19 protein-coding genes are annotated in these 24669 nt (G+C 69.5%); 9 read left to right on the forward strand and 10 right to left on the reverse strand.

What is annotated here, in order from left to right:
- Nucleotides 1-3: 3 nt before the first annotated feature.
- The gene (locus J2S57_RS05570) at nucleotides 4-1233 is read right to left on the reverse strand and encodes a TadA family conjugal transfer-associated ATPase (RefSeq protein ID WP_307239058.1); all 1230 of its coding nucleotides are present in this window, start codon (nucleotides 1231-1233) and stop codon (nucleotides 4-6) included.
- A 199-nt stretch (nucleotides 1234-1432) separates the two neighbouring features.
- Between J2S57_RS05570 and J2S57_RS05575 the strand changes: the two genes are divergently transcribed.
- The 4 genes from J2S57_RS05575 (at nucleotide 1433) to J2S57_RS05590 (ending at nucleotide 7722) form a co-directional block, all read left to right on the forward strand.
- Entirely contained in the window at nucleotides 1433-5608 is a 4176-nt protein-coding gene (locus J2S57_RS05575) for an FtsK/SpoIIIE domain-containing protein (RefSeq protein WP_307239060.1), read from the forward strand.
- 12 nt (nucleotides 5609-5620) lie between these two features.
- Nucleotides 5621-5836: a hypothetical protein gene (locus J2S57_RS05580; protein ID WP_307239061.1), complete on the forward strand. Its 216-nt coding sequence runs from the start codon at nucleotides 5621-5623 to the stop codon at nucleotides 5834-5836.
- Between the two features lie 390 nt (nucleotides 5837-6226).
- On the forward strand, nucleotides 6227-6649 hold the full coding sequence (locus J2S57_RS05585) for an ATP-binding protein (RefSeq protein WP_307239063.1): 423 nt from the start codon (nucleotides 6227-6229) through the stop codon (nucleotides 6647-6649).
- Nucleotides 6646-7722, forward strand: a complete 1077-nt coding sequence (locus tag J2S57_RS05590) for a SigB/SigF/SigG family RNA polymerase sigma factor (protein ID WP_307239065.1) — start codon at nucleotides 6646-6648, stop codon at nucleotides 7720-7722. Before J2S57_RS05585 ends, J2S57_RS05590 begins: the two co-directional genes overlap by 4 nt.
- Nucleotides 7723-7806: 84 nt before the next feature.
- Here J2S57_RS05590 and J2S57_RS05595 read toward each other — a convergent pair whose 3' ends face one another.
- Nucleotides 7807-8220 carry a hypothetical protein gene (locus J2S57_RS05595; protein WP_307239068.1) on the reverse strand — a complete coding sequence of 138 codons (414 nt, stop codon included), beginning with the start codon at nucleotides 8218-8220 and terminating at the stop codon, nucleotides 7807-7809.
- Nucleotides 8221-8975: 755 nt separating this feature from the next.
- On the opposite strand from J2S57_RS05595, the gene J2S57_RS05600 reads away from it, so the two are divergent.
- On the forward strand, nucleotides 8976-9224 hold the full coding sequence (locus J2S57_RS05600) for a WhiB family transcriptional regulator (protein WP_052535954.1): 249 nt from the start codon (nucleotides 8976-8978) through the stop codon (nucleotides 9222-9224).
- 496 nt (nucleotides 9225-9720) lie between these two features.
- On the opposite strand, the gene J2S57_RS05605 is transcribed toward J2S57_RS05600, so the two are convergent.
- Together J2S57_RS05605 and J2S57_RS05610 are read right to left on the reverse strand one after the other, a co-directional pair.
- Nucleotides 9721-11220, reverse strand: coding sequence for a sensor histidine kinase (locus tag J2S57_RS05605; protein ID WP_307239070.1), 1500 nt, complete (start codon nucleotides 11218-11220; stop codon nucleotides 9721-9723).
- Nucleotides 11221-11338: 118 nt separating this feature from the next.
- The gene (locus tag J2S57_RS05610; RefSeq protein WP_307239072.1) at nucleotides 11339-16285 is read right to left on the reverse strand and encodes an NAD-glutamate dehydrogenase; all 4947 of its coding nucleotides are present in this window, start codon (nucleotides 16283-16285) and stop codon (nucleotides 11339-11341) included.
- Between the two features lie 215 nt (nucleotides 16286-16500).
- Here J2S57_RS05610 and J2S57_RS05615 point away from each other — a divergent pair, with 215 nt between their 5' ends.
- On the forward strand, nucleotides 16501-16998 hold the full coding sequence (locus tag J2S57_RS05615; protein ID WP_307239074.1) for a DUF2505 domain-containing protein: 498 nt from the start codon (nucleotides 16501-16503) through the stop codon (nucleotides 16996-16998).
- An 82-nt stretch (nucleotides 16999-17080) separates the two neighbouring features.
- On the opposite strand, the gene J2S57_RS05620 is transcribed toward J2S57_RS05615, so the two are convergent.
- The 5 genes from J2S57_RS05620 to J2S57_RS05640 are packed head-to-tail and all read right to left on the reverse strand — an operon-like array spanning nucleotide 17081 to nucleotide 21390.
- Nucleotides 17081-17587, reverse strand: coding sequence for a DUF6912 family protein (locus J2S57_RS05620; protein WP_307239076.1), 507 nt, complete (start codon nucleotides 17585-17587; stop codon nucleotides 17081-17083).
- A 15-nt stretch (nucleotides 17588-17602) separates the two neighbouring features.
- Nucleotides 17603-18691, reverse strand: coding sequence for a patatin-like phospholipase family protein (locus tag J2S57_RS05625; RefSeq protein WP_307239078.1), 1089 nt, complete (start codon nucleotides 18689-18691; stop codon nucleotides 17603-17605).
- A 51-nt stretch (nucleotides 18692-18742) separates the two neighbouring features.
- Complete coding sequence (locus tag J2S57_RS05630; RefSeq protein WP_307239080.1) at nucleotides 18743-19375, reverse strand: HAD family hydrolase; 633 nt, start codon at nucleotides 19373-19375, stop codon at nucleotides 18743-18745.
- 18 nt (nucleotides 19376-19393) lie between these two features.
- Entirely contained in the window at nucleotides 19394-20719 is a 1326-nt protein-coding gene (locus tag J2S57_RS05635) for a CpaE/TadZ family protein (protein ID WP_307239082.1), read from the reverse strand.
- Entirely contained in the window at nucleotides 20716-21390 is a 675-nt protein-coding gene (locus J2S57_RS05640; protein WP_307239084.1) for a CpaB family protein, read from the reverse strand. Before J2S57_RS05640 ends, J2S57_RS05635 begins: the two co-directional genes overlap by 4 nt.
- A gap of 255 nt (nucleotides 21391-21645) precedes the next feature.
- Between J2S57_RS05640 and J2S57_RS05645 the strand changes: the two genes are divergently transcribed.
- Nucleotides 21646-21867, forward strand: coding sequence for a helix-turn-helix domain-containing protein (locus J2S57_RS05645; protein ID WP_307239085.1), 222 nt, complete (start codon nucleotides 21646-21648; stop codon nucleotides 21865-21867).
- A 91-nt stretch (nucleotides 21868-21958) separates the two neighbouring features.
- Here the strand turns inward: J2S57_RS05645 and J2S57_RS05650 are convergent, their stop codons facing one another.
- Nucleotides 21959-22501, reverse strand: coding sequence for a hypothetical protein (locus J2S57_RS05650; RefSeq protein ID WP_307239087.1), 543 nt, complete (start codon nucleotides 22499-22501; stop codon nucleotides 21959-21961).
- A 164-nt stretch (nucleotides 22502-22665) separates the two neighbouring features.
- Here J2S57_RS05650 and J2S57_RS05655 point away from each other — a divergent pair, with 164 nt between their 5' ends.
- Nucleotides 22666-23727, forward strand: a complete 1062-nt coding sequence (locus J2S57_RS05655) for a LysM peptidoglycan-binding domain-containing protein (protein WP_307239090.1) — start codon at nucleotides 22666-22668, stop codon at nucleotides 23725-23727.
- Between the two features lie 206 nt (nucleotides 23728-23933).
- Nucleotides 23934-24392, forward strand: a complete 459-nt coding sequence (locus J2S57_RS05660; protein ID WP_307239092.1) for an Rv3235 family protein — start codon at nucleotides 23934-23936, stop codon at nucleotides 24390-24392.
- Nucleotides 24393-24669: the final 277 nt, after the last annotated feature.

Raw genomic sequence — 24669 nt, forward strand, 5'->3', positions numbered from 1 at the left:
CGATCACCTCCAGCCCCCACGCAGCACCCCGGCGAGGTCGACGCCGGCACGGGTGTACCTGTCCTGATGGGGCGGGTACCCCTCAGCCCGCACCAGTCGATCGTCACGCCGGCCGAAGATCTCGGTCGTCTCGATGACGTCACCCTCGACCCGGCCCGGAACTCCCACGATCTCGGTCACGCGACGTCGGCCGTCCAGGTCCAGACGAATCTGCACCACCAGGTCCACGGAGCTCGCCACCGTCGGCACGATGAAGCGCGCGCTGACGTTCTCACCGGCCAGCAGCGGGAGCGTGCACATCTTCATCACCGCCTCCCGCGCCGAATTGGCATGGACCGTGGCCATTCCGGGGAGTCCACTGTTCAGGGCGAGCAAGAGATCGAGGCTCTCGGCCTGGCGCACCTCACCGACCACGAGTCGGCTGGGCCGCATCCGCAGCGCCTCCTTCACGAGTCTCCGCAGGGGAATTTCTCCGGTTCCCTCGAGACTGGGCTGGCGGCACTGCATCGCCACCGCGTCTCTGAGTGGCACTTTGAGCTCGAACACCTCTTCGCAGGTGATGACCCGCTCGTGCGACGGCACGGCGCCGAGGAGACAGTTGAGGAGCGTGGTCTTACCGGCCTGGGTGCCCCCGCTGACCAGGATGTTCAGCCCCGCCAGAACCGAGGCGGCCAGGAACTCGGCGGCCTGTGGCGGCAGTGTTCCCAGGGCCACCAGATCATCGAGCCGGTTCGAGACCACCGTGAACTTGCGGATGTTCACCGCATAGGAGTTCCGGGTGATGTCCGGTATCACCACATGCAGACGCGATCCGTCGGGCAGCATCGCATCGACGAACGGACTGGCGAGGTCAACCCGGCGGCCGGAGTGTTTCAGCATGCGCTCGACAAGGTCGCGCACTTCCTGCTCGGTGAAGATCGTGGTGGTCAGTTCGCTAACACCCGACCGTGCAACGAACACCCGGCCGGGATCGTTGACCCAGATCTCCTCGACCGACGGATCATCGAGATAGCGCTGCAGCGCACCGAATCCGGCAAATTCGTCGAGCACCCGCTTGACCGCCACCCCGGCATCGGCCAACGGAGGCAGCGCCCGGGTCAGTGAGCGCTCGTCGTAGGCCGCCACCATGGACTCGACCAGACGCCGCAAGGTAGCCGAATCCCGGCTCGGGTCAATGCCTTCCCGCCGGATGTACTCACGGACCTCACCTGACACGATCGAGACAGCATCCACCGTCTCCCCTCCCCCGATTGCCTGGGCCGAATCTCCCCCGGCGCGACCGCGTCACACCGACCCATGAGCGGCAGCATACGAAACCCGTACAGACCTCGCGTGAGTTATCCACAGTTTTAACGCAGAAGGCCGAATCGGGAAGTTCTGCAACAAGTTATCCACAGGCGGTCAGGCACCTCCTGGCCAAGGACGCACAATCATGGACATGCGACTCCGGCTCACGGTGATGCTCTCCGAGATTGAGGTGACGGCAGTGAATATCGAGATCGAAGGAAGGCCGGGCCTTGCGCTGGGCAAGGTGACCCAGCAGCTCCTGGCCACACTTCCGGCTCACCCAGTTCCTACCTCCTCATCTCAGTTCCGGTGCAACGGCCACATGGTTCCGGCGAGCCAGCCCTTGGGACTCCCACCCCTGATCCAGGGCGCGACGCTCGTCCTCGCTCCACGAGACCAGCCATCAGACAGACCTTCTGGGGTTCTTGAGATCCACGTGACCGCTGGGCCTGACGCAGGTGTCATCCACCCCATCGTCCCCGGCCGTCCTCTCGCGATCGGCCGCCACTCCCCCGAGGGCCTGTCCATCTGTGACCCCACTCTTTCCCGACGCCATGCCGAAATATCCATCAGCGAGACGGGCGTGCATGTCCGGGATCTGACCTCCGTCAACGGCACTCGGGTCGATCAGGAACCCGCCGGCCCGCACGCGCAGCCTCTGGAGCTCGATCGTCCGATCCACCTGGGCGCCACGACTCTCGCTTTGAGAGGACCTACCCGGCCAACCGCGACGAGCTCCCCGGACGGACAGGGACACCTTCTGGTGAACAGGCGCTCGTCCATATCGCCTCCGAGACCACGTGCGGTGATTGACCTTCCAGCCCTTCCTCCGCAGGCGCCTCGTCAGAGACTTCCCTGGCTGATGACGCTCGCGCCGCTCCTCATCGCGACTCCTCTGGCACTCGTCTGGCGGCAACCCGTCTACCTGTTGATCGCCGTCATGAGTCCGGCCCTGATGCTGGCTCAGTACCTGTCAGACGGGCGGCGCACATCCCGGGAGCGACGGCACGAACTCGAGCTCCACCGATCGGCTCTGCAGAAGGCCGAGCAAGCCTTGGCTGCGGCCGTTCTCGACGACTCCGAATATCTGGAACGCACCCGTCCGGATCTGGCCCGCATGGCCACCACCGCTCGAGTCCCCACCGACGAGCTGTGGATGCGCACCCACGACGATCCCGCCGCACTGACCGTGAGGTTGGGGCGTGGCGCCGAGGTGTCCGGGGTGAGGGTGCGAGACCTGGCTTCCTCACGCGCCGACGACACCGAGCCCCTGCATCCGGACGTGCCCGTGGCCATCAGTCTCCTGGACTTCCCGGTGCTCGGGGTCAGCGGCCCGAGGGCGGTCGTCCTGGGGATGGCCCGGGCGATCATCGGCCAGCTGGCGGTGCTGCACTCACCGCTCGATCTCATGATCTCGTTGCAGCAGGGCCACCCCACGAAGAACGCGGTGTCCGACTGGGAATGGCTGAGCTGGCTACCGCACCACTCACCCGGTGATACCGATGACCTTCTCGCGCTCCACAGATTTCGGATCGTCATCCTCGACGGCGCCTTTCGCCTGCGCCGCCGAGCCGATGTGGCAGCGCTCCTCACCTCGGCCCGTGAAGAGGCTCGGCCGGAAATGGCCGGCGTACCGCACGGCCATCACGAGCACCGGGTCATCGTGATCTGCCTGGAACACGACGAGTCATCCCTGCCGCTCGAATGCTCGGCCACTGTCGCGCTCACCGGCGCGGAGCCCTTCGGCGTCCTGCTCACCGCGACGCTGGACCGAGCGGGATCGTCCCCTCTCTCCTTCGCCCCCGACCTGGCCGGCCCGGACTGGGCTGCTCGTCTGGCCCGGGACCTCGCCCCACTGCGAGACGCGACACCCGATCAACGGCATGACGTCCCCGCCCGGGTTCGGCTGCCCGAGCTGTTGCGGACGACCGAGCATCCAGATCCGTTCGAGGCTGCTTCACTCGTCCGGATCTGGCGATCGAATCGTGCTCCGGTCGCGGTTCTCGGCCTTGCCGCAGCGGGTCCGGTGACCGTCGATCTGCGCAAGGACGGCCCCCACGTCCTCGTCGGCGGGACGACCGGATCCGGCAAGTCCGAACTGCTGCAGACGCTCATCGCATCGCTGGCCGCCGGATCCTCACCTGAACACGTCACGCTTCTCCTCGTCGACTACAAGGGCGGGGCCGCGTTCCACTCCTGCGCCGATCTCCCCCACGTGGGCGCTGTACTCACCGATCTCGATCCAAGGTCGGCGCGGCGCGCTTTGTCGTCCTTCGACGCCGAACTCCGGCGCCGCGAACGGCTGCTCCTGCAGGCCGGCAGCGCCGACATCGACGGTTACGCGAGCACCCGCACCGCAGACCCCACTCTCGAACCGATGCCGCGGCTCGTGGTGGTCGTCGACGAGTTCCGGGTCCTGGCCGAAGAACTGCCCGAGTTCGTCAGCGGACTGGTGCGGATCGCCACGGTCGGTCGATCGCTGGGAGTCCACCTCGTTCTGGCGACGCAACGCCCGGCGGGCGTGGTCTCACCCGACATCGCGGCGAACGTCAATCTGCGCATCGCCCTGCGAGTGCGCGACGCCGGCGACTCGCAGGACCTGATCGCCGACGCGGCCGCTGCCCGGCTTCCCGCAGTCCCGGGACGAGCCTTGCTGAGGATCGGGGCGGACGCGCCCGTGGAGTTCCAGACCGCCCAGGCGACCGGGCACGCACCGGCCGGCGCAGACCTGTCCGTGCCGGTGGTCCGCCTGATGCAGGATTCGTCTGCGATTCCCGACGCACCACTCGCTGATACGAGCGACCTCGAGCGGTTGGTGTCCGCAGCCCGATCCGCCGCGGCCGCGGCGGGCCTCGTCCCCGCCCGGGCGCCATGGTTGCCCGAGCTGCCGACCGATCTCTCCCTGGATGATCTGGCTTCGGCCGTGCACCCCGGCCACCTGTACCCCGGCCACCTGCTCCTCGGCCTCGCGGATCTGCCCGATCGGCAGTGTCATGATCCCGTCCGATGGGATCTCGAGGCCGGCCACCTGGCCGTCGTGGGCGGGGCTCGTTCCGGTCGCTCCGGTGTTCTGCGCACGCTGAGTACCGTCGCGGCTCGCGACTCCCTCACTCGCGAGGTGCCCAGGCGCGTCCACACATACGTTCTCGACGGCGCCGGTCACCTCGGGGATCTGGAACGGACCGGGCTGGCTCATGCTGTCGTACGTCCCGACGACGCCGAGCGGGCAGGGCGCATGATGCGGCGATTGCAGCGCGAACTGCACCGGCGGCGAGGTGCCGAGCGTTCTGCAGATCCGCTGCTCCTGCTCGTCGACGGCTGGGACAGCATGATTTCGGCCTGGTCCGATCCTGGCCACGCACCACTGCTCGACGCCCTGGTGACCCTGCTTCGCGAGGGACCGGCGTCGGGAATCCATCTCGCCGTCATCGGCCCGGTCTCACTGCTCACCGGCCCGTACTCGTCGCTCTTCCCGCACCGGCTCGTCCTGGGCCTGCCGGATCCCGCCGACGCGATGATGGTCGGCGTTCCCGCCGAACTCGCGCGGGGCGCCGGTCCCCCGGGCCGGGGCGCCTGGCTGGCTTCGGACCGGAGCGGGTTCCATCTCATGCAGGTCGCCAGACCCCCGTCCCACGAAAGATGTTCGAGTGCGTCCGAAGACAGTGCCTGGTCCGTCCCCGCCCTTCCGAGGAGTGTCTCCCGTGCCTCACTGATCCGGTCTGACCGTCCTTCGCGCTTGCGGGTACCCATCGGCATCGGTGGCGAACAGGCCCGCACCGTGACGCTGGACGTCGGCGCCGCTCCGGTGACGCCGGTTCTCGGCGCCCGAGGTTCCGGTCGCACCACGGCTCTGCTGTCTCTGGCCGAGGGACTCCGCGAGGCAGGTGTCCCGACGTGTTTCGTCACCGGACGCACAGCACAGCGGCCCCAGGCTGTCGATGAACTCGCGGCTCACCTCCGTCGTCATCCCGATTGTGTGGTCCTGATGGAGTCACCGCCCCCGACGCGCGACGACACAGAACTGCTCGAAGTCCTGGCCGCTCATCTGAGCGAAACCCACGATCAGGCAGGGCACCTCGTCGTCACCACGTCGGGGCTTGAGATCGCGGGCGCCTACCGCGGCGTGCTCACTCTGGCCCGGGCGTCACAGCAGGGGCTCATCCTGGGAACGCCCTCGCCGGCGGACGGTGAGGTCCTCGGCGTCCGCGTCGAGCGGTACACCCCCGGACCGCCGGGACGAGGCGTTCTGGTGACGCACGGGGAGCTGACCTCCGTGCAGATCGCGCTTCCGACGACAGGTGGCGCAGAGGGGATCCGGTGAGAAAGTGGATGCATGACGATCGAGGGATCGGCCGAGAGTTCCCACGTCCATGTGAACAGCACTCACGTCGACCACGGGATGCCCACCTACGTCCCCCAGCAGTCGGCGGACGCGGTTTCGCACCAAAAGTTCGGGCAGGGCTTCGGCAGGGGATTCGGAGCCGGGTTCGGTCAGGGCAACCTGCTGATCGATGCGGTCCGACGCCTCCTGTCCCGTCGCCGGCGCTGATCCCTCACTGCCCTCACGCCGCTCCGCACCGCGCGGGGGTGCACCGACCGGCACCACGCGTGATGCACTGACGGAGCGGGACACGTTCGAGGAAGGACCGCTGCGGATTTCCAGGCGGTTCCGCACAGCGACAAGACGCAACCTCGCGCACGTGGCCCATCACTCTCAGGCCGCCGACGAGACCCTTGTGACGGTAAGCGAACAACGTCCAGCAGGTTGTGACATAGAGCTACTTGGCGCCAGAAATGGCTCGGCCTAGTGCTTCAGTTACCGCGACAAGCACAACTCAGTGTGTTCTATCCTTGCCGCATGGTGACATTGGTCTCGTTCAGTAATGGACGAACCGCACACCGCTACAGCGCTGCGCGTTCCGCATGGTCCAGGAAGGGTGTGGGCACGATTTCGCTCGGCAGCCGCTCCGAGATCCTCCGGTGCACGGGCACCGTTGATCTGCGGGTCCCCGCCGATCCCGCCTACCTGGCGATGGTCCGCACGGCGACCGCCGGTCTGGCGACGCGGCTCGACCTGACGCTGGACGAGATCGAAGACCTACGCATCGCGGTCGACGAGGCGTGCTCGCTCCTGTTGCAGGGCCGGGCTCACGCGGGCCGCGCGATCCACGCCGGTTTCGAGGTGGGGCCGCCGGGGAGCGGCACCCTGTCGATCCTCATCACCGGCCCGCTCGACCGGCTCCCCGAAGGGAACAGCTATGCCTGGTCGGTGCTGCAGGCCCTGGCCGGCAAGGTCGTCACCGGCTCCGGGGAGAACGGCGCGTGGATCAAGCTGACGTACGTCGGACGGGGAGACCAGTGATCCAGCAGCAGGAGACGAAACTCAGCGTGCTGCAGCGAACACCACGGCGAGACGACCCGGAGACCGGTGTCGAGACCGTGGCCGCCGCCCCCGGGCCCGACGCCGACTCGCTGGAGGGCCAGGCCCTTCCCGAGGCAGACAGCTTGACCGGCCAGGAGCCGGCCCCGACCGCCCCCGCCCCTCACCGCAGATCTGCCGCCCAGCCGGCCGACACCGCGAGACCGGCCGACACCGCAAGATCCGTCGCCGCCCGGCTCCGCGAGAGTGGCGCCGACCAGCCGACCGACGACGACCCCGGCCGGCGACGGGGGCGGCACGTCCGCGACGACGAGCGCGACGAAGACCCTCCAGCCGATCCCGATCTGCTGCGCCTGTCCGCCCTGCCGAAGACGGATCCGCAGTACCAGCAGCTGCGCCGCACCGTGATCGAGGCCCACCTCCCCCTCGTGCACCACCTCGCCCAGCGCTTCAAGGGCCGCGGCGAACCCTACGACGACCTCGTACAAGTCGGAACCATCGGCCTCCTGCACGCCGTCGACCGCTTCGATCCCACCCGCGGAGCCTTCGCCGCCTTCGCCGTCCCCACCATCGTCGGAGAGATCCGCCGCCACTTCCGCGACCGCGGCTGGGCCATGCGCATCCCCCGCCGCATCCAAGACCTCGGCCGCCGCGTCTCCGAAGCCCGCGAAACCCTCACCCACACCCTCGACCGCTCCCCCACCGTCCAGGAGATCGCCCACTACCTCGACGTCGACGCCGACCTGGTGATCGAGGCGCTCGACACGGCGAGCGCCTACATCACGGTGCCACTGCCCACGACCGCCGAGGAATCGGACCGGATGGGCAAGGCGTTCGAGGACGCCGGCCTGGAGCTGGTCGAGCAGCGCGAGACCCTGCGCCCCCTGCTGGCCCGTCTGCCGGAGCGGGAACAGCGCATCCTCGAGCTCCGGTTCGGCAAGGGGCTCTCGCAGTCCCAGATCGCCGCCGAGGTGGGCGTCTCCCAGATGCACGTGTCCCGGCTCCTGACCAAGAGCCTGAACATCCTTCGCAGCGGGCTGACCCAGGAGCTGTAGGCGCCCCTCGATGCCCTCAGAAGCCCCGTAAGGCCCCGAAACACCCGACGCACCCGTGCACCCCCGCACGGGTGCGTCCGTGCGTCAGGTGCGCTGCTCGTCCCTCGTGATCACATGACGCCCCGCGACGAGGAACCCCACGACGACGGCCACCGCCAGGATGGGGATCCCCACGTACCAGAGGCTGCTCGCGGACACCGGCATGCCGACCCCGGCCTGGAGCAGCTGCCAGGTGATCACCGGGCCCCTGGTCCAGCGGGCGCCGCTACGAATGGCCCGCGCGCAGCCGGCCAGGGCCACGCCGATCACGGCGGCCACGACGGCCAGCCCGATGTCGTTCGCCGGGCGCTCGGCCCCCACCCCCTCGATCACCAGGGCCACGGCCCCGGCCAGCAGTGCCACCGCCTCGACACCGACCAGCACGGCCACCAGCAGGCGCAGACCGTCCCGGCCCTCGTCGACCTCGCCGCGGTCCGCCGGGCTTTCCTGGCTCGCCATCAGACACATCCTCCCTCTCATCATCCATTTACCCGATAGCGATTAAACCCGGTACGCTGAAAACCGAACCCGACACGGTTCCCCGAGCCCGAGGTTCGTTGCGCAGCAACGAATGTCAGCGGCACATCAGCCCAGACTTAAGGCTTTGAAAGCCATTCTTGCGGCGATGCACTCAGTCGGCCCCATTGGGGTCTTTTGGGCACTTCGGCCTGCGAACACGGCGCGAGTGCGTCAATATAAGGGTCGAACAAGGCAACGGATCACTCTGCGTTGAACACCCAGAAGAATCCTGACACCACTCTTCTGGGTCTTTCACGGCGCGCACTCAGGAATGTACGGGCCGTGCGAACACGTTCACCAAACGCGTTCTTTGCCCCACACCGTGGGTCACAGAACGGACACAGCCGATGCGAACCGGCGTCCGACCAGGCAGATTCTGCCGAGAGCAATGACCAGCAATGTATATACGCAGCGTGTTCTAACGACTACAGTCCTGCATCGTGACCGAGGGCAACGACACATAGCTCAGATCACTCGGGGAAAACCCTTGTGAACGCGGGCACAAGCGTGTGAGGCTTGTTGTTAGATCCGGTGGGAGCGAGTGAATCGCGAACACCGACGACCGGGTCACTCGGTCGCACCGGCCACATCCCGCAAACCGGGGGCAGGCCACACACCCAAAGAGGAACAGCGTCTGCCGCTGTGCCTCCAACCGTATACGACCGCCCACCCGGGCGTGAGGAGTGGACGATCCCATGGATTGGCGCCATGAGGCTGCTTGCCTCGAGGAGGACCCGGAGCTGTTCTTCCCGATCGGGAACACTGGCCCCGCGATCCTTCAGATCGAGGAAGCCAAGGCTGTTTGCCGTCGCTGTGAGGTCGTCGAGACGTGCCTTCGTTGGGCCATCGACTCCGGCCAGGACGCCGGTGTCTGGGGTGGCCTCTCGGAGGACGAGCGCCGCGCGCTGAAGCGCCGCAACGCTCGGGCCCGTCGCGCCAGCTGACCTCCAGGGTCAGCGCACCGTAGACCAGGCCGGCGCGGGTACTGCGGTCACTCAAGAACGTTCGGACGATCTGCCGACACAATCGGCGTTCGGCCACCGGGACGTCAGCAGTCGATCGATCGCAGTACCCGTCGCCCGTTTCTCGGCGACATCGGTTTCACCAGGCAACACACGTTCCGTCCGCCGAACCGGCGACTGCCGCGGTTGAGTCATACAGCCCGCGACAGAAGCACTGAGGTGATGCAAACCAGAACAACGGTCAGCATCACGCCGATCACGGTGCGAAAGTCCCCCTGTACCAGGGAGCTACAGCCCCGCCCGGTGAACGAGCACCGGCACCCACGGCACCATCGCGAACGTTATTAGTCCGTAACAGGTTTCCGCTCATCAACGGGAACCGAAGCCGGGCAACGATCGTCACCCGGCCTGCCGGTCACTGCATGTCCCGGAGCATCCTCGTACGGATGCCCGGGACATCGTGTGTTTGCCAGGGCTTTCAGGCCTCCGCCGCGTCCTCCGGGGACAGGCTCGCCTTCACCTTGCGCAAGGTCACCTCGACGACGACGTCGGTGCCGCCCTCCGGCCCGCGTTCCCAGGTGATGCGTCCCCGCATCTCCCCGCTCACCAGGGCCTGCACGATCTGGGTGCCCAGACCCGACTGCCCGGCCCGGAACTCCTCGGGCAGACCACTGCCGTCGTCGCGGATCGTCGTGCGCAGCTCGGCGCCGTCGCGCTCCACGATCAGCGTGACCGTTCCCCCACGGTCGCGGAAGCCGTGCTCCACGGCGTTGGTCACCAGCTCGGTGAGGACGAGGGCGAGCGGAGTCGCGTTCTCGGCCGACAGTTCGCCGAAACGCCCCTCCCGGCGGATCTTCACCGAGTTCGACGGGGACGCCAGCTCGACCGCCAGGGACAGCGTGCGGCCCACGACGTCGTCGAAGTCGACCTTCTCCCCGAACCCTTCGGACAAGGTCTCGTGCACCAGGGCGATCGTGGAGACGCGGCGCATGGCCTCCTGCAGGGCGTCTCGGCCCTCGGACGACTTGATACGGCGGGCCTGCAGGCGCAGCAGGGCGGCGACGGTCTGCAGGTTGTTCTTGACCCGGTGGTGGACCTCGCGGATTGTCGCATCCTTGGTGAGCAGTTCCTGCTCGCGACGCCGCAGCTCGGAGATCTCCCGTACCAGGAGCAGCGCCCCCGTGCGCTCTCCCGCCGTCTTGAGCGGGACCGCCCGCATCGACAGCGTGGCGCCGTGGTTCTCGATATGACTGCGCCAGGGAGCGCGGCCCATGAGCACCAGCGGCAGCGACTCGTCGACCAGACCAGGCTGGTCGAGCAGCGAGGTGACGATCTCCGAGAGGCTGTGGTCGACGACCTCGCCGAAGTGGCCGAGGCGGTGCAGGGCGGACACGGCGTTCGGACTGGCGTAGGTGACCTTGCCGTCCTTGTCCATGCGGATGAGTCCGTCACCGACGCGGGGAGCGCCGCGGCGGGGCCCGCTCGGAGCCCCGGGGGCCGGGAACTCTCCTTCACAGATCATCCGGGTCAGCTCGTCCGCGCACTGCAGGTAGGTCAGTTCGAGGCGGCTCGGGGTCCGGGCGGCGGAGAGGTTGGTGTGCCGGGCCAGGACGGCGATGGCGCGGCCCGCGCGCAGCACCGGCACGGTCTCCTCCCGCACCGTCACGTCTTCCTGGTAGTCCGTGCCCCGTTCCCGGCAGATGCGCAGTTGCTCGTAGGCCCGGTCGAGCAGAGGACGCCGGCCCGCGTCGATCACCATGCCGACGACGTCGTCGTAGTAGACGGTGACACCGGTGCTGGGACGGCAGTGGGCCACCGCGATCCAGCCGCCGTCGCCCTTGCGGGGAACCCACAGCACCAGGTCGGCGAAGGACAGGTCGGAGAGCAGCTGCCAGTCCCCGGTGAGCAGCTGCAGCCACTCGAGGTCGGCCTGGCCGAGTTCGGTGTGCTTCGCGACCAGGTCTTTCATCGTGGGCATGGCGCCACTCTAATCATCGGCGCTGCCGGTCACCGGTCGTGAAGGCCGCGACGGGAAAGTCGTACCGTCGCGGACCTCACATCCGGGCCCCGCGGAGCGTTTGCTGTGTATGAAGGGCCTACACGACGCTTCGCAGCGAACGCAGCACCACCGAGAGCGCCGCCACGTCCGCCGCGGGCAGTCTCACCACGTCGTCGAGCGTCGAGCGCACCCGGGCCACCCGCTCCCCGTTCGCGCGGTCGAACTCCGCGATCCGGTCGGCCGGTTCCCCGGGTCCGGTCTTGCTGAGCACGGCCACGGTCAGCGACTCCAGCGCCGCGTAGAGGTCGGCCCGCAGCGAAGCACGCGCCTGAAGCTGCCAGCGGTCCCCCCGGGGCAGGCTCGAGATGCGGCGCAGCAGGGCCTGCCCGTCGTAGCGCTCCGACAGGGTGAGGTAGACCCGGGCCACCTCCGTGGGGTCGGTCCCCAGGCGGTTCGCGATCTGGGTGATGTCCAGCAGCATGTAGCGCGTCAGCAGGCCGGCGGCCTGGCGGGCCAGGGGCTCGGGCACGCCGCGCTGCTTCCACTCCTCGATCTCCGCGCCCAGTACCGTGCGCTGCTCGGCCGCCACGAGTTCGGGGATCTGCGGGGCCAGTTCGGCGATCACGGGGCCGAACCGGGCCACTTGCTCGGCGATGTCGATCGTGCCGGGCACCGCCTGCAGGAACCAGCGCACCGTCCGGTCGAGCAACCGGCGGAAGCCGAGGTAGAGGCCGGCCTGGTCGTGGGTGGAGAGCAGGCCGTCGAGGGCCTCCACCGAGCGGGCGAAGGCGTCGAACCCGAAGATCTCCCGGGCCACGATGTAGGCGCGGGCGATCTGCTCGGGCTCGGCGCCGGTCTCCTCCTGGCAGCGGAAGGCGAAGGTGATGCCGCCCCGGTTGACCATGTCGTTGACCAGGCAGGTGGTCACGATCTGGCGGCGCAGCGGGTGCGCGGCGAGCGCGTCCTCGTAGGCCTTGCCGATCTGCGGCGGGAAGTATCCGGTGAGCACCCGGTCCAGCCACGGGTCGTCGGGCAGGTCGGTGTCGACGATGTCCTCGGTGAGCGTGAGCTTGGCGTAGGCCACGAGCACCGAGAACTCGGGCGAGGTGAGACCCAGTTCGGCAGAACGCCGTTCAGCGATGGTGGCGTCGTCCGGCAGGTACTCCAGGGCCCGGTCCAGAGCGCCCCGGGCCTCGAGGGCCTGGATGAAGCGCTGGTGCACCGGCAGCATCCCACGGGACTGGCGGCGGGCGTTGCCGAGCAGCACGTTCTGCTCGTAGTTGTCGCGCAGCACCAGCCGGGCCACGTCGTCGGTCATCGAGGCCAGCAGCTCGCTGCGCTGGGCCCCGTCCAGTCGCCCGGCGGTGACCAGCCCGTCCAGCAGGATCTTGATGTTGACCTCGTGGTCGGAGCAGTCCACGCCGGCGGAGTTGTCGATGGCGTCGGTGTTCACGCGCACGCCGCAGAGCGCCGCCTCCACCCGGCCAAGCTGGGTCAGACCGAGGTTGCCGCCCTCCCCCACGACCCGGGCCCGCAGGTCACGGCCGTCCAGCCGGATGGCGTCGTTGGCCTTGTCCCCCACGTCGCCGTTGCTCTCGGTGGAGGCCTTGACGTAGGTACCGATCCCGCCGTTCCAGAGCAGGTCGACGGGGGCGGCCAGGATGGCCTTCATCAGCTCGTTCGGGGGCATCGCGGTGCGCGAGGCGGGGATCCCGAGGCGCTGCGCGACCTGCGGGCTGATCGGGATCGACTTGGCCGTCCGGGGGTGCACGCCGCCGCCCTCACTGATGAGCGAGGTGTCGTAATCGGCCCAGCTGGAGCGGGGCAGGCGGAACATCCGCGAGCGCTCCTCGTAGGAGACCTGCGGGTCGGGATCGGGGTCGAGGAAGATGTGCCGGTGGTCGAAGGCCGCCACGAGCTGGAGGGCCTTCGACAGCAGCATGCCGTTGCCGAACACGTCGCCGCTCATGTCGCCGACACCGACCGCGGTGGTCCTCATCGTGGCCACGTCGTGGCCGATCTCGCGGAAGTGCCGGTCCACGCTCTCCCAGGCGCCGCGGGCGGTGATGCCCATGACCTTGTGGTCGTAGCCGACCGAGCCTCCGGAGGCGAAGGCGTCCCCGAGCCAGAAGCCGTAACCGGCGGCCACCTCGTTGGCCAGGTCCGAGAAGGCGGCCGTGCCCTTGTCGGCCGCGACGACCAGGTAGCTGTCGTCACCGTCGTGGCGGAACACCCGGGGCGGGGGCACGATCTGCTGGGTGCCGTTCTCCATCACCCGGTTGTCGGTGACGTCGAGCAGCGAGCCGATGAAACTGCGGTAGCAGGCGATGCCCTCGGCCAGCCAGGCGTCGCGGTCCACCGAGGGGTCGGGCAGCCGCTTGGCCACGAACCCGCCCTTGGCACCGGTCGGCACGATCACGGCGTTCTTCACCGTCTGAGCCTTGACCAGTCCGAGGATCTCGGTGCGGAAGTCCTCGCGGCGGTCGCTCCAGCGCAGGCCGCCACGGGCGACCGCACCGAAGCGCAGATGCACACCCTCGACCCACGGCGAGTACACGAAGATCTCGTGCACGGGTCGTGGGGCGGGGAGTTCCGGCACCGCACGGGGGTCCAGCTTGAAGGCGAGCGCCCGGCGGATGCCGGTCGCGGGCTCGGCGTCGTCCTCGAGGAGGTAGCGGTTGGTGCGGGTGGTCGCCTGCACGAGAGCGAGGAACGACCGGAGGATGCGGTCCTGGTCCAGGCTGGAGACGTTGTCCAGAGCCGCGGAGATCTTGGCGACCAGGGCGTCCGAGGCCGTGCCGCGACCTTCGGTGTCCAGGCCGTTGGCGGCCTGTCCCCCGAACCGGTCCGGATCGAAACGGGTCTCGAAGAGGTCGACCAGCAGCACGGCGATCTCGGGGTTCGAGACCAGGCAGTCGCCGATGTAGTCCTGACCGAACGTCGAGCCGGTCTGGCGCAGGTAGCGGGCGTAACCGCGCAGCACCGAGACCTGACGCCAGTCGAGGCCGGCGGCGAGCACGAGGCGCTCGAAGCCGTCACTCTCGGCCTCACCCCACCAGGCCGACTCGAAGGCCTCGCAGAAGAGCCGGTGCAGCCGCTCGTAGCTGGTCAGGGCCCCGGGCACGGGCGGGCGGGTACCGCGCAGGCCGAAGTCGTAGATGTAGCCCTTGCGGCCGGAGGCCGAGCTGAACGCGTAGGGGCGCTCGTCCACGACCTCGACGCCGAGGTTCGTGAGGTAGGGCAGCACGGCCGAGAGCGACAGCGGTTCCTTGCGGTAGAGCACGAATCGGTGCTCGCCCGGCGCCGCGTCCTGAGGCTCGTAGAGCTTCACCCCGAGCGCCGAGGAACGTCCCTCGGCGGAGTGCATGCCGTTCAGCCGGCGCAGGTCCTCCACCGCGGTCCGGGGGTCCACGTCGACGCGGTAACCCTGGCCGATGCCGGCGCCCCACTCCCGCACCAGCCGTGCGCCGTCGATGTCACCGGCTTCCTGCGCGGCGGCCTCGGCGAAGTCGTCGTCCCAGCTGCGGGTCAGCTCGACCAGCTGCTCCTCGAGCGCGGCCAGGTCGAGTTCGGGTACTGCGGCGCCGGGTTCGACCCGCACCACGAAGTGCAGCCGCGCGAGCACAGACTCGGTGACGCGGGCGGTGTAGTCGGCGGTGTTGGCCCCGATGGCCTCACGCAGCACCCGCTCGATGGCCAGGCGCACGGAGGTGACGTAACGGTCGCGCGGCAGGAACACCAGGCAGGAGACGTAGCGGCCGTAGTCCTCCACCCGCAGGAAGAGACGGGTGCGGCGGCGCTCCTGCAGCTGCATCACGGTCATCGCGACCCAGGCCAGCGTCTCCGGGTGGATCTCGAACAGCTCGTCGCGGGGGTAGACCTGGAGAATCTCCAGCAGATCCTTGCCCGAGTGGCTGTCCGCGCTGAATCCGCCGGCGGCCAGCACGGCCTCGGCCTTGCGCCGGATCACCGGCACGTCACGCACATCGGCCGTGTAGGCGGTGGAGGCGTACAGGCCCAGGAAGCGCCGCTCGCCGGTCACCCGCCCCTGGTCGTCGAACACTTTCACGCCGATGTAGTCGAGGTACCCGGCGCGGTGAACGGTAGACCGGGAGTTGGCCTTGGTCAGCACCAGCAGCGAGTTCTCCCGCGCCTTGACCCGGGCCTTCGGGGTCAGACGACCGGCCGTGCGGGCGTCCTGGTCGTGGCGCAGCACCCCGAGACCGGTTCCGGTGCGGGCGATCAGCAGGTCCTCGCCGTCCCGCTCGACCAGGTCGTACTCACGGTAGCCGATGAACGTGAAGTGCCCGGCCGCGAGCCAGCGCAGCAGCTCCGCGCCCTCGTCCACCTCGGCACGCGCCGGGCCGACGGGCGCGGTCTGCAGCAGCTGCGCGGCGATCCGGTCGGCGGTGGCCCGCATCTTGGGCCAGTCCTCCACCGCGACGCGGACGTCGTCGAGCACCCGGCGCAGACCACGCTCCATGGCCGCGATCCGCTCCGGATCGGTCTCGCGTCCGACCTCGACGTGGATCCACGACTCGGCCTGCGCGTCACGGGGCAACGTCGGGCCGGCGGCCCCGTTGGCCCGGGAGGCAGCCAGGTGCGGCTCGACCCTGAGGATCTCGAGCATCGCGCCGGTGACGTCACGCCGCACGACGAACTGCGGGTGGATCGTCATCTGGAGCTCGCAGCCGAGCCGGTTGAGCTCCGCGTTCACCGAGTCCACGAGGAACGGCATGTCCTCGACGACGATCTCGATGACGGTGTGCCCGCACGACCAGCCCTCGTTCTCCGCGGTCGGGGTGAACACCCGCACCAGAGCCGTGCCCTGCGGTCGAACGCCAGCCAGGTCGCGGTGCGAGAACGCCAGACCGGCAAGGTCGATCGACGAACGCGCACGCAGGTCGTCGACGGCCACGTTGCGGTAGTAGCGGTGGAGGAACTCACCGGGGTCCGGTGGCTGCTCGCCTGGTGGTTCCTGCGAGGCCAGCTCCTGCCCGGCCTCGCGGGCGCCCGCGAGGAGCGCCTCCCTGTCCCCTTCCATCGTCGGCAGCGTCGTAGCTCGACCCGACATCACGCGGCACCCCAGAACTGTGAGAGAGAACCCTGTGCGCGGTGGGCACGCTGCAAGCGCGGCCCCCGGACCGTGACCCTACCCTTGCCTTCGACGGCGACCAGCCGACTACACGGTCCGCTCGTCTCCGGAGTGTTGTCGATTCGATCTGGCCATCTTCTGGATGAGCCGAAAGGGTGTCACCCGTGCGCGTGAACGCTGACATGCAGTACCCCGCCGATCCGGGCGAGGTCTACGCCATGCTCACGGACCAGACCTTCCAGGAGCGCAAGACCGGGGAGATCTCCAAGGGCGCCTGGGACGTGCGGGTGCAGCAGGAAGGCGACTCAGCGGTGATCGTGAGTCACCGTACGCTTCCGTCCGACGTCATCCCTGAGGCCTTCCGGGGATTCGTGGGATCCAGCATCACGGTCACCCAGACCGAGAAGTGGGGCCCGGCGGCACCGGACGGCAGCCGTGCGGGCAGCATCGACGTGGAGCTCGGCGGGGCACCGGTGCGGTTCACCGGCACGCTCGCGCTGGCCCCGGCGACAGGCGGCACCACCGAACGCGTCGAGGGTGATCTCAAGGCCAAGGTGCCGCTGTTCGGCGCCAAGGTGGAGAAGGCCGCGGAGCCGGCGGTGCGGGCCGCGATCGACGCCGAGGGCCGCATCGGGCTGGAGTGGCTCGCCGAGAAGGCGTGACCGGTTCGGCGCCGGGCTCTTTCGAACGCCCGGCGCCACGACGGCTCACAGCCGGCCGCTGTCCCGACGCGGCGGCCTCGGCTCAGTCGCCGATCAGGTCGTCGATCTCGCTGATGTCGTACCAGAGCAGGTCGCACGCCCCGGCCTCCTCGACCGCGAACTGGGCGTCCTCGTCACCGGCGTCTGCCGCTGACAGGGCCGCGATCGCCGCCAGCACGATGTCCTCGGACTCCGGCTCGTCGACGTGCAGGCTGACCACGTCGGCCAGGGGCACCTCGATGTCGAGCGTGATCGACGAGCGGTAGGAGCCACCGGCACTCACGGAGTTGGCGGGCACGTCGAGCGCCAGCACGATGCGCCGGGGTTTGGCCGGGTCGGCGGCGAGCAGACGCAGCGACGCCTCGGCAGCCTCCGTCAGGGCCGCGAACTCGAGGCTCTCCACGTCGTCGTCGGTGTACCACTCACGGATCGCGGCGGTCACGGCGTGCGCCTGCAGCGGAGCGCTGTCGGCCGCACCCGGGTTGAGCACCCCACGTTTCGCCGTCTCCGCCAGAGCGGACAGCGTGGTCGGGACGTACACCCTGGTCATTGCTCCACTTTCGTCTCACTCGTCCGGCAGGACAGCCGGATCGTCGAGGGCTCCCAGGCCGGATCGGATGGCCCTATGCAGCACCATCCTTCGCCGTGATGGAGCCATCAGATTGTGCCCGAGCAGCCTCAGGTCGTCGGGGCCGGGACCCAGAACCGTAACCGTCGTGCCGCTACGTTGCACGCGCCGGGCCTCGGCGAGCACTCTGCGGGTACTCAGGACACGGACCTGACGCTCGGCCCGCACCCGCCAGTCGCCCGGTTCGTCGTACGCCGCCGACACCATCGGGGCCAGGAGGAACACCTCGTCCAGCCCGGAGCCGGCGACCAGATCGGCGTTGCTGTTCGACCACATCCCGCCGTCGACGAAGCGCCGGCCGGCGAGCTCCACCGGCTCGAACCAGCCCGGGATCGCACACGATGCCAGCACCGCGTCGGACAGGCCGACCTCCGGTGCCCCCGGCGCCCCGAACATCACCCGTCGCCCGCTGCTGTAGTCGAGCGCCACAGCCCGGTACCGGTTGTGCGGCACCCACTCCCCCGCCGGGACGGCGGCCTCGATGAGTGCCCTCACCCCGCTCATCTGCTGCCGGCCGACCGGAGCCAGACCGGCGAGGACCGTGATGAACGGCAGGTCTCGCAGCACACGCCGGTTGTTGCGCAGCATGGCGGCGCCCCCCGGGCGCAGCCGGGGCATCGGCGGGGAGGCTCCTCCGACCGGCCGGTCGAGGTCGAGGGCATGACGGAACAGCCGCCCGAACTCGGTGTCGGCCCCCAGCTGCTCCTCCCGCTGGTCGGTCACCGAGACCCCGGCGGCCAGCAGTGCCCCGATGATCGACCCCGCCGACGTCCCGAGAATCAGGTCCGCGTCGCGGGCGTCGAGCCCCCGGGACTCCTCCAGCGCGGTCAGGGCCCCGATCAGCCAGGCCGCCCCGAGAACTCCACCGCCGCCGAGAACCAGCCCCCAGCGTCCACCATCGGCGACCGGTGTAGTGCCCGGCGCGGGAAGGCACAGAGTGGGATGCGGGTGCGCGGGGTCGTAATTGAGGCCGGTGGCCCGGTGCGCGGCACGCATCGCGAAGGGCACCCGTGGTCGCGGCTTCATCCACACCTCCCGCTCGAACCGGTCGCACGACATCTTCAGGTCGGTCGTTGCTCAGCGCAGATCGAGGCCGAACAGGATCTCCAGCTCGTCGACCGTGTCCGGGTAGGTGCTGAAGTGGACGCCGACCATGCCGACGTCGGCCGCGGCGACGACGTTGGGACGCAGGTCGTCGACGAACACGCACTGCTGCGGCGGCAGTTCGAGCAGCTCGGCCGTGTGCCGGTAGATCTGCGGCTCGGGCTTGCGCATGCCGACCCGCCCGCTGATCACGACCTGGTCGAACGCGCCGATCCAGAGGTGCTCCGGGTAGTGCTCACCCCACGAGTTGGACAGCAACGCCGTGCGCAACCCGGCCCCCCGGGCGCGACGCAGCAGGCCGACCATGTCCTCGGACAATGCCTGCAGCCCCTCGAGCATGCGCGCGAGGATGCCCTCCGACCTGATCTGCAGGCCCTGCGCCTCGAACCGGACGGCCAGCACCTGCTCGAAGTCGACCGGGCCGATCTCGCCCCGCTCCAGCCGGTGGATGGGCGAGTTCGCCTCAGCCACCAGGCCCTTCATCACTGTGCTGTACGTCTCCAGGTCGATGCCCTCGGACTGCGCCCACCGATCCACCGCCTCGTCGAGCGGCGCCGTCAGCACCCCACCCCAGTCGACGATCAGGCCACGCAGATCAGCGCTCATCCGGGCATCGTAGATCGCTCAGGCCCCACGGCGCCCCCAGCGAGAACGCCGTTGAGGAGGCATGGCCGCGCCCAGGCCGTACTGCTCGACGAGTGACGCCGCGAGCGCTTCGAACGGACGGCACGCCGGCGACGAGGGCGCCTGCTCGGTCAGCGCACGGCCCATCAGCATGGCGGCGTCGAGCGCGGGCCGGTCGTCGGGAATCAGCAGGGGGTCGAGGATGCCGGCGTAGCGTCGCAGCGCCTCGGTGATCAGCTGCTCGGACTGGGGACCGACCGCCGCGTCCCGGACCCGTGTCACGACGACCCGCACCGCGGTCGCACCGGCCAGGTCGATGACCTCGGGCAGCCCGGCGATGAGACGTTGCAGGCCGAGAGGTTCCGCCGACCCGACGGCCAGCACGACGTCGGCCGCCGCGACGGCGGAGAGGGTGGCGGCGTTGCGGCGCGGGGCACTCGTGTCGAACAGCAGCTCCTCCTCCGCCTCGAGACCGAACCCGGTGTCCACGACCGTCCACCCCGCCAGCCGACGGGCCTTGTCCCACACCACCTCGAGCGCTGACGACCTCAGTTCCGGCCAGCGCCGCGACTGCGGGAGCCCGGTCAGCACCCGGAGACCGGTCTCCAGCGGTGGGGCCAGCTCAGCCAGTTTCGGCAGATCGAGCGTGCCCTGATTCGCCGCCCGGGCCGCGGCGGCCACACCGGCCGACTCGTCGAGCAGGCCCAGGGTCTGGGCGACGCCGGCGCCGTGGGTGTCGGCGTCGATCAGCAGGGTCTGCTGCCCGGCCAGCACCAGCTGGGACGCCAGGGTGACGGCGACGGTGGTGCGCCCCGGTGCTCCGACCGGCCCCCACACGGCAATCATCCGGCCCGGCGGCGGCGTGATCTCCGCCGGCTCGGGTGGGACGCCGGCACCAGGCGGCCCGGGCATCGCCGCACCGGGATCACCGAAGGCCAGGTCCCCGAGCAGCGGCTTCTGCCCGGCCAGTTCGGCCACCGCGACGGCGACCGCCCTCGCGATCTCCTCGACCGGGGCGTCGGCCGCGAGCACCGGATCGACACCGAGGCGGGTGAGCCGCTCGGCACCCACGCGGTCACCGGGCTCGGCCAGCCCGACGACCGCCAGCCCGGCCACCTTCAGCCGGGTGACGGCGTCACGGTCGAGACGCTGCAGCTCGGCGGACAGCACCGCGGCCCGGGCGAGTCCCGCCGCGGCGGCGGACAGCAGGTCGAGCACGTCGACACAGCGCCGGACCACCGTCACGCCCGCCGACGAGCGCTCCAGCCCTGAGACTAGTGGCGCCTCGCCGTCTCCGACGAGCGCCGTGAGGACCGTCAGCGTCACGACTGCGGAGCCGGACGTGGGGTGCCGAGGACCGGCAGGATGCTGAGCCGGGCGTCACCGGCCAGGGCCTCGAGGACGTCGGGCAGGTTGGCCTCGGGAACGAGAATCGTCAGGGCGCCGGACCGGCTGGAGTTCAGACCGGTGCCGGGCCCGGTGACCGCGAACACCTCCACCTTGGACGCGATCTCGCGAGGCACCTGATACCCGCCCCGAGACCCTTCACGCGGCAGCGCGGCCCAGACGTCGGCCTTTCCGCCCGCCGTCAACCCACCCGGCGGAGGCCCGTCGAGCGGGATCGTCACCGGCCTCACCGAGAGACTGGCCTCGGACCCGATGGCCGCCACCGGGATCAGTTCACCGTCGCCGATCGTGCGAGTGAGCACGGCCCCGGCCGGCAACGGACTGTCAGCGTCGAGATAGTCGGCCGAGGCAGCCTCGACGCGCACCCGGACGACCTGCAGGACGTCGGGCGTCAGGGCCGTGCCCGGCGGCAGCGCACCCCGGGCGGCGAAGACCGCCCGGGTCTGCCCCGCCTCGGCCATCAGCCGGGCACCGGCCACGATCGACCCGAACAACAGCACCAGCCCGACGATCAGCCGCGGATCACGCCAGCCCGGACGCCGCAGCCTCGGCGCGGGCGCTGTCGCCGACGCGAGTTCGGACACCACCATGCCGTCCCCCTCAGTTCTCCCCCGTAGGAACACGACGGCAACCGTCACTCTCGGAGAGCGACCGACTGGTTACCGCGTGCTCGCCATCGTGGCAGAAGGAGCGACCCGCGCTCGTCCGATTCGGGCAACCTGTGGACAAAGCCGGATTCGTGCCGACCTGTGGATAACTCCCGAGTCGAGCGCACGGACATGACAGACTGGGCGGCATCGTCGGCCGGTCCCGAAGGCCGACCGTGACTGCCGCAGGAGGGCTGCGTGACTCCCCGCTTCCTGGAACTCGCCGACGTCGCGGAGGAGCTGAGCATCTCCGTGCGTCAGGCCTACACGCTGGTGCGCTCCGGCGAACTCCCGGCGATCCAGGTGGGTGGCCGAGGTCAGTGGCGGGTCGAGACGAGCGTTCTCGAGGACTACATCCAGCAGAAGTACGCAGAGACCCGCGAGATGGTGCGCAACCGCCCGGCCGCCGAGGCCGACTAGACCGGGCCGTCACCTCAGGAGCCCTCTCCTGAGGACGTGGCGACCAAACGGCACCTGCCCACAGCGCAGGTCGGGTGCGCAACCCGGAGAATCACCTCACGGAGATCGCGGCCACCGCCTCGAACGGGATCGTCCGCACCTGGCGCACCTCGCCGACCCGGCGTGCGACGTCCGGTGGATGGACCGCCAGGTCGAGGTGGTCGGCACCCACCTGATCGATGGTGCCGTCGAGATGCCCGGTCGGCCAGAAGTCGATCGCAACGGCGGTGCGGTCGCGAGCCAGACCTCGTAGCACCCAGCCGAATCGCAGTCTGCGGCCGACCTTTCCCTCATCCTTGAGGGCCTGCCGGGAGAGACCACCGACAGACAGGACGGCACTCGTCGGGACCAGTAGACCGGAACGCCCTTCCAGCAGCAGCCAGTCCCGCCCGACGTCGAGAAGGGTTCCGCGACGGTTACTGCCGTCCCGAAGGTCAAGCGCGAGAACGGCATTCACATGCGCTCTCAAGCGATCGACGACGCCGACCTGATCGCGCTCGCCCCGCACCAGGTCGACCAGGTCCGTCGCGGCGGCGACCCGTTCCTGCTCGTCGAACTGGGCCTCGATGTCGTCGAAGAGCTCCTCCCAGCGCATCCGACGGACAGTACCCGTCTCCATACGGGATGTAGACCTGAATCGGATTTTCCGGACTGGCTGGACTCTTCGGCGGGTCTTGAGCGACACTAGAAGGCATCAAACGATATCAAACGTCGTTCTCAGCACGCTCTGGCGCTGAGTGTTGACCACGGGGGGTCTTCATGTCGCAAACGCATCTTTCGTCGTCCTGTCCGGCGTCACGGGGGGCAGCCGTTCTGCTCGCCGGCCTGACGCTGGCCTTCGGGGCAACCCTGCAGTTGGCCCGGCTCACCATCGAGTCATGGGCCGAACTGCATGTCGCTCAAGCCATTTCGGCCGATGCGATCTTCGGCTTCCTCGCCGGAACGGTGGCCACCGGTGCGACCGCATGGCTCCTACTGGCGCTGACCTTGAGCGCGGTGGCCGCCTGGGGCGGGCGCTCCCGCGCGGGCTCCCGGCTCGTCCGGCCTGCCACCCTGGCCGCCCGGAGGATCGCTCCCGCCACGGTGCGGAACGCAGTCGCCGCGCTGCTCGGCGTGGCACTGGTCGCAACGCCCGCCGCAGCTCAGGCGAGTTCCCTTCCAGCGAGCACCCTTTCGGTAAGCTCAGAACGTGCGGCCACCTCGAGGAACAGTCCCGCGGTCGCGGAACGAGCCAGCCCGCTGCTTCTCGGGGCGGCACATCAGGCCGGCGAAAACGCCGGCATCGTTCTCGTCGAAAGTCGGGCGAGCACCCGAGCGAGTGGTCCGGCTGACGTCGTGACGCCTCCGGGGCAGATACCCAGTCGCCCGACGGACTCACGCACCGAGACGAGGTCGGGCACCGGACCCGACGCGTCCGCCAGAGAGAAGCTCTTGCAGTTGCTCTCCCCCGGCTGGACACCGGACCGTCCCCGCCCGACGGCGGCCACCTCAGGCCATGCGGCCGATGTCGGGGTCGTGGCCGCGGCGCCACGCCGGGCGACGCGGCAACCGCTCGGGCAGCACGTGGTCGTGAAGCGAGGAGACACGTTGTGGTCGATCGCGGCGCAGTACCTCGGTCCCGGAGCCACGGACACACAGATCGCCCACGAGTGGCCCCGCTGGTATCGGGTGAACCGGCACCTGATCGGCGCGGATCCGCATCGGCTGCTTCCCGGGGAAAGGCTTCGGTCGCCGGATTCCGCAGCGCCGCAGCATCATTCGGACAGCTCTTCCCTATCGACGCCCCGGTCGGCCAGCGAGCAGAAGGAGGCAGGCCGATGACCCTCGCCACGGATCAGAGCGGCAGTCCACGCAAGAGCCGAGGAACCGCTCACACCCGCGGCACGGCGAAGGTCGACGGGCCGCCGCGACTGCCAGGGACCCCGCTGCCCGTCCTGCGTTGCACCCCCATTCCACGCAATGAACCTCGGCCCGCAGCCAGGGTTCACCGCCGCGAACCCTGGCTGGACGTAGCGCCGGCCCAGGAGGTGCTGCACCTGGTCCTGCCTGAGCCGGTCCCCGTCGCGCCTGCATCGGCGCGCGACGACGCAGGACCGGACCGGGCGGACATCAACGTCGCACCCGGCAACGCGTCCCCGCTTCCCGAACCTCGTTCGTGGGCAGCCTCGTTCATCCAGGCGGCGATGGAGGTGACGAGCGGGCTGCGTCCTCCGGCTCAGCTGGTGCGGTGGACCACCCCCGAGGTGCACGGAACGATCGTGCGCAGAGGCACTCTCGCCGCACGGGCCCTCCGCAGCAACAACGGTATGAGCGCCAAGCCCCAGCTGCGGGCGCTGCGGCTCTGCGCACCGAGGTCCGGGGTCTACGAGGTGAGCGCGGTAATCTCCGACCCAGAACGGGTGCGCGCCGTGGCCTTTCGAATGGAGGCGCTCCACGGACGCTGGCGGGTGACAGAACTCGAGATGCAGGGACGGGCCGAGAACTGAGAGCCCGTCCGCCCGAGTCCGCCGACAAAGCCCCGACAGCGAAGGCCCGGGCGGCAGAGCCCGACAGCGAAGGCCCGGCGGTGGAACCCGGCGGCGAAGGCCCGGTGGTGGAACCCGGCGGCGAAGGCCCGGTGGTGGAACCCGGCGGCAGAACCCGACCACGAAAGGCCCGGCGGCAGAACCCGGCGGCGAAGGCCGGCGACAAGAACGAGTAACCGCGAACAAGACGGGGAGCTGACTGAGGAGACGCCGGAACTGCCCCGCGGTGGCGGCCTTT

The organism is Kineosporia succinea (assembly GCF_030811555.1).
GTDB lineage: Bacteria > Actinomycetota > Actinomycetes > Actinomycetales > Kineosporiaceae > Kineosporia > Kineosporia succinea.

Excerpts from the sequence above, each read along its gene's own strand:
- J2S57_RS05575 (WP_307239060.1), top strand. The coding sequence starts at position 1,433 with ATGGACATGCGACTCCGGCTCACGGTGATGCTCTCCGAGATTGAGGTG.
- J2S57_RS05580 (WP_307239061.1), top strand. The coding sequence starts at position 5,621 with ATGACGATCGAGGGATCGGCCGAGAGTTCCCACGTCCATGTGAACAGC.
- J2S57_RS05595 (WP_307239068.1), bottom strand. The coding sequence starts at position 8,220 with ATGGCGAGCCAGGAAAGCCCGGCGGACCGCGGCGAGGTCGACGAGGGC.
- J2S57_RS05600 (WP_052535954.1), top strand. The coding sequence starts at position 8,976 with ATGGATTGGCGCCATGAGGCTGCTTGCCTCGAGGAGGACCCGGAGCTG.
- J2S57_RS05605 (WP_307239070.1), bottom strand. The coding sequence starts at position 11,220 with ATGCCCACGATGAAAGACCTGGTCGCGAAGCACACCGAACTCGGCCAG.
- J2S57_RS05610 (WP_307239072.1), bottom strand. The coding sequence starts at position 16,285 with ATGGAAGGGGACAGGGAGGCGCTCCTCGCGGGCGCCCGCGAGGCCGGG.
- J2S57_RS05620 (WP_307239076.1), bottom strand. The coding sequence starts at position 17,587 with ATGACCAGGGTGTACGTCCCGACCACGCTGTCCGCTCTGGCGGAGACG.
- J2S57_RS05625 (WP_307239078.1), bottom strand. The coding sequence starts at position 18,691 with ATGAAGCCGCGACCACGGGTGCCCTTCGCGATGCGTGCCGCGCACCGG.
- J2S57_RS05630 (WP_307239080.1), bottom strand. The coding sequence starts at position 19,375 with ATGAGCGCTGATCTGCGTGGCCTGATCGTCGACTGGGGTGGGGTGCTG.
- J2S57_RS05640 (WP_307239084.1), bottom strand. The coding sequence starts at position 21,390 with ATGGTGGTGTCCGAACTCGCGTCGGCGACAGCGCCCGCGCCGAGGCTG.
- J2S57_RS05650 (WP_307239087.1), bottom strand. The coding sequence starts at position 22,501 with ATGCGCTGGGAGGAGCTCTTCGACGACATCGAGGCCCAGTTCGACGAG.
- J2S57_RS05655 (WP_307239090.1), top strand. The coding sequence starts at position 22,666 with ATGTCGCAAACGCATCTTTCGTCGTCCTGTCCGGCGTCACGGGGGGCA.